This is a genomic window from Actinoplanes sp. NPDC049598 (genome assembly GCF_040675435.1).
GTDB lineage: Bacteria > Actinomycetota > Actinomycetes > Mycobacteriales > Micromonosporaceae > Actinoplanes.
The window spans coordinates 242116-257284 of the sequence record NZ_JBFAOX010000011.1 but is presented as its reverse complement, the minus strand read 5'-3'; the positions used below and the strand labels follow the sequence as shown (position 1 = coordinate 257284).

Annotated in this window: 18 protein-coding genes; 10 read left to right on the top strand and 8 right to left on the bottom strand. The window is 71.5% G+C overall.

The features are described 5' to 3' along the window. Nucleotides 1-14: 14 nt before the first annotated feature. Together AB0J66_RS25800 and AB0J66_RS25795 are read right to left on the bottom strand one after the other, a co-directional pair. The gene (locus AB0J66_RS25800; RefSeq protein ID WP_364665343.1) at nucleotides 15-1247 is read right to left on the bottom strand and encodes an alpha-hydroxy acid oxidase; all 1233 of its coding nucleotides are present in this window, start codon (nucleotides 1245-1247) and stop codon (nucleotides 15-17) included. Between the two features lie 16 nt (nucleotides 1248-1263). Continuing rightward, on the bottom strand, nucleotides 1264-2028 hold the full coding sequence (locus AB0J66_RS25795) for an inositol monophosphatase family protein (protein WP_364665609.1): 765 nt from the start codon (nucleotides 2026-2028) through the stop codon (nucleotides 1264-1266). An 84-nt stretch (nucleotides 2029-2112) separates the two neighbouring features. Between AB0J66_RS25795 and AB0J66_RS25790 the strand changes: the two genes are divergently transcribed. The 7 genes from AB0J66_RS25790 (at nucleotide 2113) to AB0J66_RS25760 (ending at nucleotide 6234) form a co-directional block, all read left to right on the top strand. Continuing rightward, the gene (locus AB0J66_RS25790; RefSeq protein ID WP_364665606.1) at nucleotides 2113-2406 is read left to right on the top strand and encodes a hypothetical protein; all 294 of its coding nucleotides are present in this window, start codon (nucleotides 2113-2115) and stop codon (nucleotides 2404-2406) included. Nucleotides 2407-2492: 86 nt separating this feature from the next. Further along, entirely contained in the window at nucleotides 2493-3317 is an 825-nt protein-coding gene (locus AB0J66_RS25785) for a DUF1206 domain-containing protein (RefSeq protein WP_364665340.1), read from the top strand. A gap of 94 nt (nucleotides 3318-3411) precedes the next feature. Further along, complete coding sequence (locus AB0J66_RS25780) at nucleotides 3412-4581, top strand: mechanosensitive ion channel domain-containing protein (protein ID WP_364665338.1); 1170 nt, start codon at nucleotides 3412-3414, stop codon at nucleotides 4579-4581. A gap of 90 nt (nucleotides 4582-4671) precedes the next feature. Further along, the gene (locus AB0J66_RS25775; RefSeq protein ID WP_364665335.1) at nucleotides 4672-5109 is read left to right on the top strand and encodes a phage holin family protein; all 438 of its coding nucleotides are present in this window, start codon (nucleotides 4672-4674) and stop codon (nucleotides 5107-5109) included. Then, nucleotides 5106-5462, top strand: a complete 357-nt coding sequence (locus tag AB0J66_RS25770) for a DUF3618 domain-containing protein (protein WP_364665332.1) — start codon at nucleotides 5106-5108, stop codon at nucleotides 5460-5462. The genes AB0J66_RS25775 and AB0J66_RS25770 overlap by 4 nt, the downstream gene beginning before the upstream one ends. Further along, nucleotides 5459-5731: a DUF4235 domain-containing protein gene (locus AB0J66_RS25765; protein WP_364665329.1), complete on the top strand. Its 273-nt coding sequence runs from the start codon at nucleotides 5459-5461 to the stop codon at nucleotides 5729-5731. The genes AB0J66_RS25770 and AB0J66_RS25765 overlap by 4 nt, the downstream gene beginning before the upstream one ends. Before the next feature lie 299 nt (nucleotides 5732-6030). Further along, complete coding sequence (locus AB0J66_RS25760) at nucleotides 6031-6234, top strand: cold-shock protein (protein ID WP_011905669.1); 204 nt, start codon at nucleotides 6031-6033, stop codon at nucleotides 6232-6234. A 115-nt stretch (nucleotides 6235-6349) separates the two neighbouring features. On the opposite strand, the gene AB0J66_RS25755 is transcribed toward AB0J66_RS25760, so the two are convergent. Beyond that, entirely contained in the window at nucleotides 6350-6586 is a 237-nt protein-coding gene (locus AB0J66_RS25755) for a hypothetical protein (RefSeq protein ID WP_364665327.1), read from the bottom strand. Further along, nucleotides 6580-7557, bottom strand: coding sequence for an aldo/keto reductase (locus tag AB0J66_RS25750; protein WP_364665324.1), 978 nt, complete (start codon nucleotides 7555-7557; stop codon nucleotides 6580-6582). The genes AB0J66_RS25755 and AB0J66_RS25750 overlap by 7 nt, the downstream gene beginning before the upstream one ends. 69 nt (nucleotides 7558-7626) lie before the next feature. On the opposite strand from AB0J66_RS25750, the gene AB0J66_RS25745 reads away from it, so the two are divergent. Continuing rightward, on the top strand, nucleotides 7627-8388 hold the full coding sequence (locus AB0J66_RS25745) for a trans-aconitate 2-methyltransferase (protein ID WP_364665321.1): 762 nt from the start codon (nucleotides 7627-7629) through the stop codon (nucleotides 8386-8388). 58 nt (nucleotides 8389-8446) lie between these two features. Then, nucleotides 8447-9469: an adenosine deaminase gene (locus tag AB0J66_RS25740; protein WP_364665318.1), complete on the top strand. Its 1023-nt coding sequence runs from the start codon at nucleotides 8447-8449 to the stop codon at nucleotides 9467-9469. Here AB0J66_RS25740 and AB0J66_RS25735 read toward each other — a convergent pair. The 4 genes from AB0J66_RS25735 to AB0J66_RS25720 all read right to left on the bottom strand — a co-directional run bounded on the left by AB0J66_RS25735 (nucleotide 9448) and on the right by AB0J66_RS25720 (nucleotide 14163). Beyond that, entirely contained in the window at nucleotides 9448-9606 is a 159-nt protein-coding gene (locus AB0J66_RS25735; protein ID WP_364665315.1) for a hypothetical protein, read from the bottom strand. The genes AB0J66_RS25740 and AB0J66_RS25735 overlap by 22 nt on opposite strands. Nucleotides 9607-9618: 12 nt before the next feature. Next, nucleotides 9619-11868 carry an RICIN domain-containing protein gene (locus AB0J66_RS25730; protein ID WP_364665313.1) on the bottom strand — a complete coding sequence of 750 codons (2250 nt, stop codon included), beginning with the start codon at nucleotides 11866-11868 and terminating at the stop codon, nucleotides 9619-9621. A 205-nt stretch (nucleotides 11869-12073) separates the two neighbouring features. After that, on the bottom strand, nucleotides 12074-13369 hold the full coding sequence (locus AB0J66_RS25725) for a HAMP domain-containing sensor histidine kinase (RefSeq protein ID WP_364665311.1): 1296 nt from the start codon (nucleotides 13367-13369) through the stop codon (nucleotides 12074-12076). A gap of 104 nt (nucleotides 13370-13473) precedes the next feature. Further along, entirely contained in the window at nucleotides 13474-14163 is a 690-nt protein-coding gene (locus AB0J66_RS25720) for a response regulator transcription factor (protein ID WP_203382696.1), read from the bottom strand. A 96-nt stretch (nucleotides 14164-14259) separates the two neighbouring features. On the opposite strand from AB0J66_RS25720, the gene AB0J66_RS25715 reads away from it, so the two are divergent. Further along, nucleotides 14260-15147: an ADP-ribosylglycohydrolase family protein gene (locus AB0J66_RS25715; RefSeq protein WP_364665307.1), complete on the top strand. Its 888-nt coding sequence runs from the start codon at nucleotides 14260-14262 to the stop codon at nucleotides 15145-15147. Nucleotides 15148-15169: the final 22 nt, after the last annotated feature.

The following is a 15169-nucleotide window of genomic DNA, read 5'->3' as shown; positions in this document are numbered from 1 at the left end:
CCGTCGGGGTGCGGTTATCGGGGGCGGGGAGCCAGCCGGGTCAGCTGGGTGACGTGGCCGGGGTTGAGCTCTTCGAGGGAGTGGGCGCCGAGCAGCTTCATGGTGCGGATGAGCTGGTCGCTGAGGATCTGGATGGTGCGGTCGACGCCGGCGCGGCCGCCGGCCATCAGGCCGTACAGGTAGGCCCGGCCGATGTAGGTGAACTTGGCGCCGAGGGCGATCGAGGCGACGATGTCGGCGCCGTTCATGATGCCGGTGTCGAGGGAGACCTCGACGTCGTGGCCGACCTCGCGGACCACCGCGGGGAGCAGGTGGAACGGGATGGGGGCGCGGTCGAGCTGGCGGCCGCCGTGGTTGGAGAGCACGATGCCGTCGACGCCGAAGTCGGCCAGTTTGCGCGCGTCCTCGACGGTCTGCACGCCCTTGACGGCGAGTTTGTGCGGCCACATCTCGCGGACGATGCGCAGGTCCTCGTAGCTGATGGTGGGGTCCATGGCCGCGTCGAGCAGCTCGCCCACGGTGCCGCCGGTGGCCGACAGGGAGGCGAACTCGAGTTTCGGGGTGGTCAGGAAGTCGTACCACCACCAGGGGCGGGGGATCGCGTTGGCGATCGTCTTCACGCCGAGCTGGGGCGGGATGGAGAAGCCGTTGCGCTTGTCGCGCAGGCGGGCCCCGGCCACCGGGGTGTCGACCGTGAAGAACAGGGTGTCGAAGCCGGCCTTGGCGGCTCTTTCGACCAGGGCGTACGAGATCTCGCGCTTGTTCATCACGTAGAGCTGGAACCAGTTGCGGCCGGTCGGGTTGGCCTCCTTGACCGTCTCGATGCTGGTCGTCCCGAGGGTGGAGAGGGTGAACGGGATGCCGGCGGCCCCGGCCGCGCCCGCGCCGGCGGTCTCGCCCTCGGTCTGCATGAGCCGGGTGAAGCCGGTGGGGGCGATGCCGAACGGCAGGGCCGACGGGCCGCCGAAGACGGTCGTCGACGTGTCGACCTCAGCGACGTCGCGCAGGACGTTCGGGTGGAACTCGATGTCCTTGAACGCCTGCCGGGCCCGGGCCAGCGACAGCTCGCCCTCGGCGGCGCCGTCGGTGTAGTCGAAGGCGGCCCGCGGGGTGCGGCGCTTGGCGATCAGGCGCAGGTCCTCGATCGTCAGCGCCGCCTCCAGGCGGGCGTCCCGGCCGATCCGCGGCTTCTTGAACTGCATGAGCTCGAAGATCTCGGCCGGCTTGGGGAACTGACGCTGCACCATTCCCCGACCCTAGCGGTCAGGTGGCGGACCGAACCAGGGCGGCGAGGGAAGGCCACAGACCGGGGGCGGCGCCGATGGTCAGCTCGGTGGTGAAGGGGTCGAGACGCACGCCCGCCTCGCGGGCGATCAGGGCGCCGGCGGCGATGTCCCAGAGGTACGTGTCGAGGGCGACGCCGCCGTCGAGACGCCCGGCCGCCTGGTAGACCAGGTTGAGCGCGGCCGGCAGCCGGCGGATGTCCCCCGAGACGGGCAGCAGCTCGCGGACCAGCTTGCCCGTACGAGCCTTGGTCGCGGGGTTGGGCTGGAAGCTGACGCCGATCAGCGCCTTGTCCAGGGCCGGGCCGTCCGAGACGGTGAGCGGTTCGCCGTTGAGGAAAGCCCCGCCGCCGTCGATCGCGCTGAACGTCTCGCCGGCGACGGGCTCGTGCACGACCGCGACGCGCGGCTGGTCGCCTTCGTAGAGGGCGACACAGACCGACCACGGCCCGGTGCGGCTGATGTAGTTGCGGGTGCCGTCGAGCGGGTCGACGACCCATCTCCAGCCGCTCGTGCCGTCCCGGCCGTGGCCCTCCTCGGCCTGCACGGCGTCGTCGGGGAAGGCGGCCCGGATCGCGTCGACGATGAGCTGCTCGCTGGCGATGTCGACATCGGACACGACGTCGTTGGCGTGCGCCTTGGGCGCGCCCACCTTCAGGGTGTCGCGCCGCTCGATCTGCAGGCGCCCGGCCCGCACCGCCACCGCGGCGGCCAGATCGCGGGCCGCACCAAGATCTCGATCCATCACCACCGAAGGCTATCGGGTGGGTCGCGCGGGCCCCGTATCCTGGCAAGGGTGTTGAAACCTACCCGGCGAATCGCCGCCGCAATGGCCTCCGCCGCTCTCGGCCTCGCGCTGCTCACCGGTTGCAGCAGCGACAACGTCGACTGCGGGCTCGACCAGTGCACCGTGACGATCCAGCGGGAGACGAGCGCCAGCGCGAGCTTCCTCGGTGTCGAGGCGAAATTCATCAGCGCCGACGCCAACACGGTGACCCTCGAGGTGGCCGGCGAGCAGATCAGTCTGACCAAGGGCCAGCAGGCGGTCGAGGTGGCGGGCCTTCAGGTGCAGCTCGACAGCGTCACCGCCGAGACAATCGGACTCCAGGTGTCAAAGGCCTGAGGGATTGATCTTCGTTTGAGTTAAGGGTGGTGGCGGGGTGGTCGGATGGGGTTTGGCGATCTTGGCTTTCGGTGACATTCGTCGGCATGACAAGCACCGCCTCGAACGCCAAGTACGCGGCCTCCCGCGCCGCCGACAGTAAGCCGCTGGAGTATCTGGCCCGGGGCGGCTTCATCGGCTACGGAATCATCCACCTCATCTTCGCCTGGATCGCTCTCCAGGTGGCCTTCCAGGGCTCGTCCCAGGAGAGCGACCAGTCGGGCGCCCTGCAGACCCTCGCCGGCAACGGCCTCGGCAAGACGCTGCTCGTCGTCATCGCGATCGGCATGGCCGCGATGGCGATCTGGCAGGCGTTCGAGGCGATCATCGGCGAGAGCGGCGAGCAGACCCGGACGGCGCTGGCCGAGCGGGTCCTCTCCGGCGTGCGGGCCGTCCTGTACGCGTACCTCGTCTTCATCGCCATCAAGGTGCTGCAGGGCTCGAACGCCTCGATGGGCGACAACTCGCAGAGCAAGTCGTCCACGCTGATGGACAGCACCGGCGGCCGCTGGCTGGTCGGGTTCGTCGGCCTGGTCGTCCTGGGCGTCGGCGTCGGGATGGCGATCTACGGTCTGCGCCGCAAGTTCGTCAAGCACCTCAACACGCAGGAGATGACGCACGGTACGCGCCAGCCGATCATCCGGCTCGGCATGGCGGGATACGCGGCCAAGGGTGTCGCCTACGCGATCGCCGGCGTGCTGGTCGTGTCGGCCGCCGTCACCTACGACCCGGAGAAGGCCCGTGGCCTGGACGCCGCGCTCAAGACGCTGGCCGAGAACTCGTGGGGCGTGTGGCTGCTCGCGCTGATCGCGGTCGGGATCGCCGCCTTCGGCGTCTACTGCATCGCGCAGGCCAAGTACCGCAAAGTGTGAGCCTTTTCCCCTTCCGGTGCGGGAAAGTTGCGGGAACCGGTGACCTGGGCAAGCTAGGTCGCCGGTCCCCGCTTTTCTGCGACAGGAGAGGAACGTGCCCGACGTACTGACCGCCGCGCTGATCGTTCTCGGGTCGGCCGGCGTCGCCATTGCGGTGGTGGAGATCCTGCACCGGCTGGTCGTCAAGGCCGGCCACAAGTCGGCCATCGCGGCCGACCTCGGGCGGACGGCCCACAAACCGTTCCTGGCCACCGCCACCGTCTTCGCCGTCCAGCAGGCCATCCGGGCCACCGCCGGTGACTTCCCGGCCCGCGGCGGCGTCCTGCACACCATGGTCATTCTGCTCATCGCCTCGTTCGCCTGGCTGGTGGCGGCGTTGCTGCTGGTGCTGGAGGACGCCGCGCTGAACCGCTGGCGCCTCGACGTGCCGGACAATCTCCGGCGCCGCCGCTTCAAGACCCAGGTGGTGATCCTGCGCCGGGTCACGGTGGCCGCCATCGTGATCATCGCGCTCGGCGTGGCGCTGATGACCTTCCCGAACATCCGGGCCCTGGGGGCCAGCGTCCTCGCCTCGGCCGGCATCGTCAGCGTGGTCGCGGCCCTGGCCGCGCAGAGCACGCTCGGCAACGTCTTCGCCGGTCTGCAGCTTGCGTTCAGCGACGCCGTCCGGGTCGACGACGTGGTGGTCGTCGAGGGGGAGTGGGGCCGCATCGAGGAGCTCACGCTGACCTACGTGGCGGTGCAGATCTGGGACGACCGGCGGCTCATCCTGCCGACGTCCTACTTCACCACCAAACCCTTCCAGAACTGGACCCGTACGGGTTCGGCCGTGCTCGGCACGGCGGAGGTCGACGTCGACTGGGCGACCGACATCGAGCCGTTGCGGGCGGAGTTGCGCACCACGTGCGAGGGCTCGGAGCTGTGGGACGGCCGGGTCTGCGTGCTGCAGGTGACCGACGCGGTCGGCGGCAACGTCCGGCTGCGCGCGCTGGTCAGCGCGAACGACGCGGGCGCGCTGTGGGATCTGCGGTGTCTGGTGCGCGAGCGACTGGTCACCTTCATCTGGCGCCATCAGCGTGAGTCGATGCCTCGGGTGCGGGCCGATCTGAGCCAGCCCGGCCCGATCGGCCCGGCGCGGCCGGCACCCCGGACGGAGCCGGATTCGCCGGATTCGCGGGTCTTCTCCGGCGGCGACGACGGCGACAGCCGGGGCATCGCCTTCGGCGGTCCCGACGAGCCGGTGGCGGCGACGGTCCAGCGCTGAGCAGAGCTGATCAACTTCTGGCGGGTTTCCTGCAACAGGATTGACTCTCCGGTGATCAGGGCATACACCGGGACACGAAAGGAGGTCACCATGGCCGATGTTCTGAACGGCAGCCAGGCCAAGCCGCTCGCCGATCAGTCCACCGCCGAGTTGGTGCAGCGCGCGAGCGACCAGGTCAGCAGGCTGGTCCGGGACGAGATCGCACTGGCCAAGGCGGAGCTCGCGGAGAAGGGCAAGCACGCCGGCATCGGAGTCGGCCTGTTCGCCGGGGGCGGCGTCTTCGCCCTGTACGGCGTCGGTGCCCTCATCGCGACCTTGATCATCGTTTTCAACCTGTTCCTCGACCTCTGGCTGGCGGCCCTGATCGTCACGGTCGTGCTCTTCCTGGCCGCCGGCGTCATGGCGCTGATCGGCAAGAAGCAGGTCTCCAAGGCGGTCCCGCCGGAGCCGAGCGCCGCCATCGAGAGCGTCAAGGCCGACGTGGACGAGGTCAAGCAGGCGGTTGCCAAGGAGCGGAACCGGGGATGAGCGTGGACGACAAGAGCCAGGCCTCGGCGCCCAAGCCGACGGCCGCCGAGCTGCGAGCCGAGATTCAGCAGACCCGCGCCGAGCTGGGCGAGACCGTGCAGGCGCTCGCGGCCAAGGCGGACGTCAAGGCCCGGGCCAAGGACCAGGTCGAGCAGACCAAGCAGCGGGTGCGGGCCCAGGCGCTCGAGGCGACCGACCGGGTACGGGCGAAAGTGCGCTCGGCCGCGGACCGGGTCAGCGAGACTGACGTGAACGAGGTACGTGCGGCCAGTCCCGTGCCGCTGCAGCTGGTCGTGGCCGGGGTGGTCGCGATCGTGGGTGTCATTCTGATCGTTCGAGGGAGGCGCCGGTGAGCGGCAAGGTTTCCAAGCTCGCCTACAAGCCGGTCGGGATTCTGATGGGCATCGGGGCGGGCGCGATCGCCGGCTTCGTCTTCAAAGAGGTCTGGAAGGTGGCGTCGGGCGACGACGACGCTCCGAACGCCACCGACGAGGACCGCGGCTGGGGCGAGATTCTCGCGGCGGCCGCGTTGCAGGGTGCGATCTTCGCTCTCGTGAAGGCGGCCGTCGATCGGGGTGGCGCCGCGAGTGTTCGGAAACTGACTGGTCAATGGCCGGACTGAAGACCGCTTAACAAGCTCGGGTCCCCCACCTCGCGAGAGCGAAGTGGGGGACCTTTTGCATAATCAGCTGACCTTTTTTGGATTGACCGAGGGGCAGCTTTCCGGCGCGATTTTCGGGTACAGTGTGCCCAGTTTTTGCGTACGTGGTTCGCTGCTTCCGCCGAGCTTCGAGATCCAGCCGGGATCACGATCTTGACGGATGGGACGTCCTCTGAAAGGCCGCCTCATGGCGCCGCTGCTCGAAAACGGTCATCGGCCCGGGCATCACGGGGTCGGCATTTTCAGAAGGAGAGTTCAGCATGGCGCAAGGAACCGTGAAGTGGTTCAACGCAGACAAGGGCTTCGGCTTCATCACCGTCGACGGCGGGGGTGCTGACGTGTTCGTCCACTTCTCGGCCATCCAGACGAGCGGTTACCGCACGCTGGAGGAGAACCAGCGGGTCGAGTTCGAGATCGCCCAGGGCCAGAAGGGCCCGCAGGCGGAGCAGGTTCGCCCGCTCTGAGACCCTGTCGGCCCCCGGGCCGGCTGCCGATCGCCTGGCGGAGGTCGGCGTTCTAGACAAAGAATCCCCCGCATCCGGTCACGGATGCGGGGGATTCGCTCTTTTCCAGAGCTTTTTACAGTCGCTTGGAACGGGCTCGCGCCCGCTCGCCCAGAATGATCAAAATCAGTCCGCCGACCGCGATGACGGGTCCCGCGATCGACCAGATCACGACGCCACTCATCCGGCTGTCGGTGATGATGTCGAATCCCTGCAGTGTCCACAGAGCACCGACGACCAGGGCCAACACCCCTAAAGACATGAGAAGCCAGCCTTTGAGCTCTTTCGGGGGCGTTGCCGGTTCGTTCACCATCTGCCGTGCACCTGCGGGCGGATCAGCTCGTCATAGACCGCCGTCACCGCCTCGTGCGTCTCGGCCGACAGTGGGCTGAGCGCGGCGGCACCGGCGTTCGCCTCGGCCTGTGAAGGGTTGCGGGCGCCCGGGATGACCACCGTGACGGCCGGCTGGTCGACGATCCAGCGCAGCGCGAACTGGGCCATGGTGGCGCCCTCGGGCACCAGCGGGCGCAGTCGCGAGACGGCTTCGAGCCCGGTCGCGAAATCGACCCCGGCGAAGGTCTCGCCGACGTCGAACGACTCGCCGTGCCGGTTGAAGTTGCGGTGGTCGTTCGCCGCGAACTGCGTGTGCTCGTCGTACTTGCCGGAGAGCAGGCCGCTGGCCAGCGGCACCCGGGCGATGATGCCCACCCCGGCCTCGGCCGCGGCCGGCAGCACCCGCTCGAGCGGCTTGAGCCGGAACGCGTTGAGGATGATCTGCACGCTGGCCGTGCCCGGGCGGGAGATGGCCGCGAGCGCCTCGTCGACCTTCTCGACGCTCACCCCGTACGCCTTGATCCGCTTCTCCTGGACCAGCGTGTCCAGGGCGTCGTAGACGGCGTCGGTCGAGAAGACCGGCGTCGGCGGGCAGTGCAGCTGCACCAGGTCGAGGGTGTCGACGCCGAGGTTGGCCCGCGAGCGGTCCGTCCAGGCGCGGAAGTTGTCGAGCGTGTAGTTGCCGGGCTCCTGGGCGACCCGGCGCCCCATCTTGGTCGCGACCGTGAGCTGCGGCTTGTCCTTGATGAACGAGCCGACGATCTGCTCGCTGCGGCCGTCGCCGTAGACGTCGGCCGTATCGATGAAGGTGACGCCGGAGTCCACCGCGGCCTGCAGGGTCGCGTGCGCGTCGGCCTCGCTCACGTCACCCCAGTCGGCCCCGAGCTGCCAGGCGCCCAGGCCGATGACCCCGACGGTCCGTCCCATCCTGCGAAAACTTCGATTCTCCACAGGTTCGCACCCTACCCGCCTTCTGATAGCTTGCTTGCAAAACGTACGTACGGTTTGGGAGGAACGATCATGTGGGATCCGGCCGTCTACCGCCGCTACGGCACCGAGCGCTCGCGCCCCTTCTTCGACCTGGTCGGTCAGGTGCGGGCGGAGCGGCCACGGGCGGTCGTCGACCTCGGCTGCGGTCCGGGCGAGCTGACCCTCACCCTGGCCGAGCGGTGGCCCGGCGCCCGGCTGACCGGCCTCGACTCCTCGCCCGAGATGATCGAGAAGGCGCGGGCCCACGGCGGCCCGGCCCGGTTCGAGATCGGCGACGTCCGCGACTACCGCCCCGGCCCGGACGTGGACGTGCTGGTCACCAACGCGACGTTGCAGTGGGTGCCCGGCCATCAGGACCTGCTGGCCCGCTGGGCCGCCGAGCTGCCGGCCGGGGCCTGGCTGGCGATGCAGGTGCCGGGCAACTTCGGCGCGCCCTCGCACCGGCTGCTGCGCGAGGTCGGCCGCCGCTACGGGCTGGGCGACGTGCTGCGCGAGGCCCCGGTCGACGACCCGGTCGACTATGCGGGCCGGCTGACCGGTGCCGGCGCGGCGGTCGACGCGTGGGAGACCACGTACGTCCATCTACTGGCGGACACCGGGGACGAGCATCCGGTGCTGCGCTGGATGGAGGGGACGGCATTGCGTCCCGTCAAGGCGGCGCTGGACGAGAATGCTTGGCAGTCCTTCCGTGCCGACCTGGCGCGGGAGCTGGCCGGCGCCTACCCGGCGGCCGGCGGCCACGTCGCGTTCCCGTTCCGCCGCATCTTCGTGGTGGCCCGGGTCGCCGAGTAGGCCCGTTCCGCCGCGTCTTCGTGGCCGGCCCGGGCCGCCGAACCGAGAAAGGCAATCCATGACCGAGTTGACCGCGTTCATCGCCGGCCTGCCCAAGGTCGAGCTGCACGTGCACCACGTCGGCTCGGCCTCGCCGCGGATCGTCGCCGAGCTGGCCGCGCGCCACGAGGGCAGCACGCCCGTCCCGGCCGACCCCGCGGCGCTGGCCGACTACTTCGCCTTCCGCGACTTCGCCCACTTCATCGACGTCTACCTGAGCGTCGTCGACCTGATCCGCGACGACGAGGACGTGCGGACCCTGACCTACGAGGTGGCCCGCGAGCTGGCCCGCCAGCAGGTCCGGTACGCCGAGCTGACCATCACGCCGTACTCGAGCGTGCGGCGCGGCATCGCGGCCCCGGCCTTCTGCGCGGCGATCGAGGACGCCCGCTCGGCGGCGGCCAAGGAGTTCGGCATCGAGCTGCGCTGGTGCTTCGACATCCCGGGCGAGGCCGGTCTGGTCTCGGCCGAGGAGACGCTGCGGGTGGCGCTGGAGGAGCAGCCCGACGGGCTGATCAGTTTCGGGCTGGGTGGGCCGGAGATCGGCGTGCCCCGGCCGCAGTTCAAGCCGTTCTTCGACAAGGCGCGCGCGGCCGGGCTGCACAGCGTGCCGCACGCCGGCGAGACCACCGGCCCCGAGACCATCTGGGACGCGCTGCGCGAGCTCGGCGCCGAGCGGATCGGGCACGGCATCTCGGCCGCCCAGGACCCGGCGCTGATGGCCCATCTGGCCGAGCACCGGATCCCGCTCGAGATCTCGCCGACGTCGAACCTTCGTACCCGGGCCGTGCCCTCGCTCGACGAGCACCCGCTGCCCAAGCTGGTCGCGGCCGGCGTGCCGGTCAGCATCAACTCCGACGACCCGCCGATGTTCGGCACCACCCTCGAGGCGGAGTACGCGGTGGCCGCGAGGCTGCTCGACCTGGACGCCAAGGGCGTCGCCGGGCTGGCCCGGGCCGGGGTCGAGCAGAGCTTCCTCGCCCCCGAGCGCAAGCAGGCCCTGCTCGCCGAGATCGACGACTACACGGCGCGCAACGCGTAGAGGGGGTCCTGCCAGACCGCGAGGACGACCACGATCCCGATGGTCAGGATCGCGATCACGCGGATCAGACGGCGCTTGTTGAACCGGGCCGGGCCCTCCTCGGGCTCGGCCAGGGGCTTGCTCAACGTGCTGGGCATCGCTACCTCCCGTTAGTCGGGTACCGCGGTCCAACTCTGATGACGCTGCCCGTTGCCCTTCTGGAGCACGAGCACTCGATGCGCGCCGAACCGCTGCTCACCCACGCCGGCGACCAGGTCGCCGACCGTGGTGCGCAGGGTGAACCCGTACGGCGAGGCCTGCAGGGTCCATTCGGCGCCCCCGGACGCGCAGTCGACCTGCACGAGCGGCGCCCCGGCGACGACGCCGCCGCCGAGCGGGCCCACGCACTTGCTGGTCGCCCGCGACACCAGCGAGTAGCTGCCGCCACGCGCCGGCACCAGCTGCCACTGCTGCTGGGCGTCGTCGTCGGTGCCGCTGAGGGTCACCGGGGTGCCCAGGGCTGTGCGGGCCGCGTACAGGTCGGCGGCGCCGCCGGTCAGGGCGTTCGTGAGGGTGAACCAGGAACTCTGGGCCGGGCGGGCCGCGGGCGCCGTCTCGGCCGTGGCCCGGGCCGTGTAGGCGGCGCCGGACTTCACGGTCACCTGGTATTTCGCCGCGGGCCTGAGGCCGATCAGCCGGGCCCGGGTCGACTTGGTGGTGGCGATCGGCTGGTTGTCCACCCAGACCTGGTACGTCGCCGTCTCGGCGGCGGCGCTCCAGGTGAGCCGGACCGAGCCGCTGGTCGCGTCCCGCACCTCGACCACGGCCTGCACGGCGGCCGGCGCGGCGGCCGTGGCCGGGAGCTTGGCCGTCGGGGCGGGGGTGACGGTCGCCGCGACGGGCAGGGCGGCGGGTGGGCCGGCCGCCTCGGCCGGCAGCCCCGGGCCGTCGGTGGGCTCCTGGTCGTCCGGGTCGTCCGGCGCGGCCGGGGTCTCGCTGGGCGAGACCGGGACCGACGGCGGGGCGTCGCCGCCGCCGTCGGCCGGGCCGGGGCCGGTACTGGGCCGGCCGGTCGTCTCGGGGGCGGGGCTGGTGCTGGGCGCGGGGGACAGCGGCGTCGCGGGCGCGCTGGTGGCCGGGGCGGTCGTCTCGGCCGGCTCGGGAGCCCCGGGCACGTCCGGGACGTCGTCGCCGCCGTCGCCGCGCAGCAGGAACTCGCTCTGCGCGACGTTCCAGTTCTTGGCCAGGTAGCTGCCCGGCTTGGGGTCGGTGCTGAAGTAGTCGTCGTGCCCGCAGTCGAGGCGCGTCTCGTGCTTCTTGGGGCAGACGTTGCGGACCTGCTTGCCCGAACGGTCGGGCCCGCAGAGCAGGTCGTACTCGTCGAGGCAGCCGCCGGCGCCGCTGGCGTTGGGCGAGCCGGCCTGCATCGCGCCCAGCGTGTGGGTCAGCTCGTGCGCGGCCATGGCCGAGCTCCAGCAGCCCGCGTCGACCCGGCCGTACGAGGGGCCGCCGTTGTTGCGGTTGCTCAGGCCCGGGCGCCGGTCGGCGACGTAGGTGGCGATGCCGCAGTAGACGTTCGCGTCGGCGAACAGCAGGTATTTGCGGTCGGTGCGGTTGTAGCCGAGGGTGCGCAGCGCGGCGATGTTGCCGGCGAACGACTCCAGGCCGCCCGCGGGCACCTGCACCTCGGAGACGTCGACCCGGCACTGCGGGGTGGTGATGAAGCGGACGTGCCGCGAGCCACCGGTCTCGCCCGCGCTCTCGTCGAAGATCTGGTCGACCCCGGCCGCCCACGTGCGGATCGAGCCCAGGAATTCCGTGTACCGGCTCGGGGTGCCGAACTCGTGCAGGTAGAGCACCTGCACGCGCTTGCCGCTGCGGCCGTCGCCCTCGCACGCCACGTCGTGGGCGCCGATGATGAAGTCGGCGTCGCCGGGGGCCGCGTCGGGGATCAGCGCCGGCGCGTCCGCGGTCAGGGCGCTGCCGCCCTCGTCGCGGGCGATCTCGGCGTCGGTCGGCACGGCCGCGGCCGCCTCGCGTTTGGGCTGCACCGGCTCGGGCGCCTTCGCGGTGATCGGGCTGACGTCGCGGCGCACCTTGAGGCCGACCGGCGCCGGGTCGGGGCCGCGGGTGCAGGTCTGATAATCCACCTGGTACGAGCCCGCGCAGAGGGTGCCCGCCTTGGCCGGTTTCAGGCCGTCGTAGACCAGGCCCTGGTCGGGGACGTCCTGCGGCACGGAGGTGAGCGCGAGGTCGTGGGTGTTCTGGCCGCTGCCGGCGACGTTGTCCACCACGCTGGGGCCGACGACGCCGCCGACGCCCAGCAGCGCGAGCCCGAGGGCGACCGGCAGCAGCCGATGACCCCGCAGGCCGGCCGCTCGACGGTGGCTCTTGGGGGCCGGCCGGCGGTGGGTGGACAACTCAGCTCCTTGCCTGGCGGGTGCGCGGTGGGAGGTGGCGATGGGGCGGCCACCCCGCACCGCGCGCTGGCCTCCGCGGCTCGTCTCGTGGGGACGGAGCGCGCCGGGAAGCCGGATGGGATCGGAGGGAAGGTTGCCAGCCCGGCCGCGCCGAGGGAACCCCTTTAATACAGATCTAAGCAACGATTAGGCCGACTTCACTCGTTCAGCGGGCGGGCTTGCCGCCGCGCTCGCGGGCGAGACGCCCGACCAGGCCGAAACGGTTCACCTGCTTGGGCGTCGCCTCGGCGTCGGCCAGCAGCATCACGACGCTCGCGCCGCCCATCGCGGCCCGGTCGAGGTTGACCGAACCACCGGCGGCCTGCGCGGCGCGGCGGGCGATGTCCAGCCCGAGACCGGTCGAACCCTGGTTGCTCTGCCCGCGTTGCATCGCCTTCTCCGGATCTCCAATGCCCGGGCCGGCGTCGTCGACCCGTACGGCCACCCAGCCGTCGCGCCGGGAGATGCCCACTTCGAACGCCGTGCCCTGGGGGGTGTAGCGGAACACATTACCCAGAATCGCATCGAGCGCCGCCGCCAGCTCCGCCCGCGCCACCGGCACCGGGATGCGCATCTGCGCGCCCACCACCCGGTACCTGCGGTTCTGGTCGTCGGCCAGGGCGGCCCAGAACGTCATCCGCTCGCGCACCACCTCGCTGACGTCGCACACGCCGGGCTCGGGGGCCGAGGCGACCTGGGCCGCGACCGCCTGGCGGGTGGTGTTGATGAGCTGGTTGACCTCGCCCTCGAGGGTGACGATGGCCTGCCGGATGCGGCGGATGCCACGGCGGCGGTCGACCTCGTCGGCCGACAGGTCGATGATCTGCGTGTCGTCCGGGTCGAGGGCCTCGGCGTCCAGCCGCAGCGCGGTCAGCGGGGTCCGTAGCCGGTGCGACAGATCGGCCACCATCTCCCGCTCGTTGGTCCGCGAGCTCACCAGCCGGTCGGCCATCCGGTTGAACGCGTACCCGGCCTCGGTCAGCTCGCGCGGGCCGGACGGGGTGATCCGCACGCCGAGGTCGCCGCCGCCGACGGCCAGGGCCGCCTGCACCAGGTTGCGGGCCGAGTTGACCGCGCCCCGGGCCAGCCGGTCGACCACGATCACCGCGCCCACGACCAGCACCAGCGCGATGCCCAGGAGCAGCCACCAGTCCTGCGCGGTGCCGGCTTTCAGCTCGGCTTCGGGCACGAAGACCTCGACCACGGACGTACGGCTGCCGACCGTCACCGGTTGCAGATGGGCCACCCCGCCGTCCACGTCGACGTCGATCGTGCTCCCGCTGCTCGCGGCGCGCCGGACGTCCTCACTCGCGGCCGTGCCGGGCTCACCCACGGCCGAGCCGGGCGGGTAGACCTTGGTCCGGCCGCCGACGGCGGCGATGGTGGCCGCGACGCCCTTCGCGGGCGCTCCGGACGAGATCGCGCCGGCCACGGTCGCGCTGCGCCGCTCGGCGGCGGCCATGGCCTGGTCGCGGTGGTCGTTGCGGAGCTCCCAGCCGAGCGGGACGAGGAAGGCGAGCGCGGCGACCGCGGTCGTGGCGGCGGTCGTGTAGGCCAGCCGGGCCCTCAGTCCGGCGCCACCAACCGGAATCCGACCCCCCGCACGGTGCGCAGGTAGCGAGGTTTCGCCGCGGACTCGCCCAGTTTCCGGCGGAGCCAGTACAGGTGCACGTCGATTGTCTGGTCCTCGCCCACCGATGGCTGTCGCCATACCTCCTCCAACAGCTCACGGCGTGAGACCACTCGGCCCGGACGGGCGGCGAGGTACGCCAGCAGGTCGAACTCCTTGCGGGTGAGCGCCAGCGCCTGGTCGGCCAGGGTGGCGCTGCGCTCGCCGACGTCCACCCGCAGCTCGCCCACCTCGTGCACGGCCGGCTGGGCCGTGCGGCTCGCGCGGCCGACGCGCCGCAGCACGGTGGCGATGCGCGCGTCGAGATGGGCGCCGGTGAACGGCTTGACCATGTAGTCGTCGGCGCCGGCCCGCAGCAGGCGCACGACGGTCTGCTCGTCGTCGCGGGCGGTGGCGATGATGATCGGGACGTCCGTGATGCCGCGCAGCATGCGCAGCGCGTCGGAGCCGTCCAGATCGGGCAGCCCGAGATCGAGCACGACGAGGTCGGGTGTCTCGGCGGCGACCCGGCGCAGCGCGTCCAGCGCCGTGCCGACGGCGTGCACGGCGTGGCCCCGATCGGCGAGCGACCGGAGCATGGCGCCGCGCACGACGTGATCGTCCTCGACGAGCAACACCGTGGCCATGCGAAGAAGGTACTGCGGTTGGTCGGAAGGGCCTAACCGGTCATCCAGAGGCACCTTTCGATGACTGAGAGTGACCGATTACCATCTGTTGGGCCGATGTCTTTCACCTTGTTTCCCGGTACGCGGCTGGCTCTCGCTCTGGAGAGCCTGGCCGGTCTGAGCGTGGGCGACGCCCTGGGCGCCCAGAATTTCGTCGCGAAGGTCGATCTGGCCGATCTGCCGCCCGCGCCGTGGGAGTGGACCGACGACACCGAGGAAGCCTGCTGCCTGGTCGCCGTGCTCACGGAGGGCGACTTCGACCGCGACGGTTTCGCCGACCTGCTCGGGCGCACCTTCGACCCGTACCGGGGCTACGGCCCGGGCGCGGTGGTCATGCTGCGCGAGATCCGTGAGGGGCTGCCCTGGCCGATCGCCGCGGCCGCCGCCTTCGACGGGCAGGGCTCGGCCGGCAACGGCGCCGCCATGCGGGCCGCCCCGCTCGGCGCCTGGCACGCCGACTCGCTGACCCACGCGGCGGCCCAGGGCGCGCGGGCGGCCGAGGTGACCCACGCCCACGCCGAGGGCATCGCCGGGGGAGTGGCGGTCACGGTGGCCGCGGCCGTCGCGGCGGCGGGCCGGCTCGACGGGCAGCGGCCCGCGCTGCTGCGGGCGGTCGCCGCGCACACCCCGGAGGGGGCCGTCCGCGACGGGCTGGCGGCCGCCACCCGTGTCACGGATCCGGGCGAGGCCGCGTACGAGCTCGGCACCGGACAGCGGGCGATGGCCCGCGACACCGTGCCGTTCGCCGTGTGGGTGGCCGACCGGTTCCTCGACGACTACCCGGCCGCCATCGCGGCCTGCATCGCGGCCGGCGGGGACGTGGACACCACCTGTGCCATCACCGGAGGCATCGTGGCCGCGTACACCGGCCTGGACGGCATCCCGCCGGCCTGGCTCTCCGCCCGCGAGCCGCTACCGGGCTGGCTGGCAGCCGCCACCGAGTAACACCCGAAGCCCGGCTCATGCC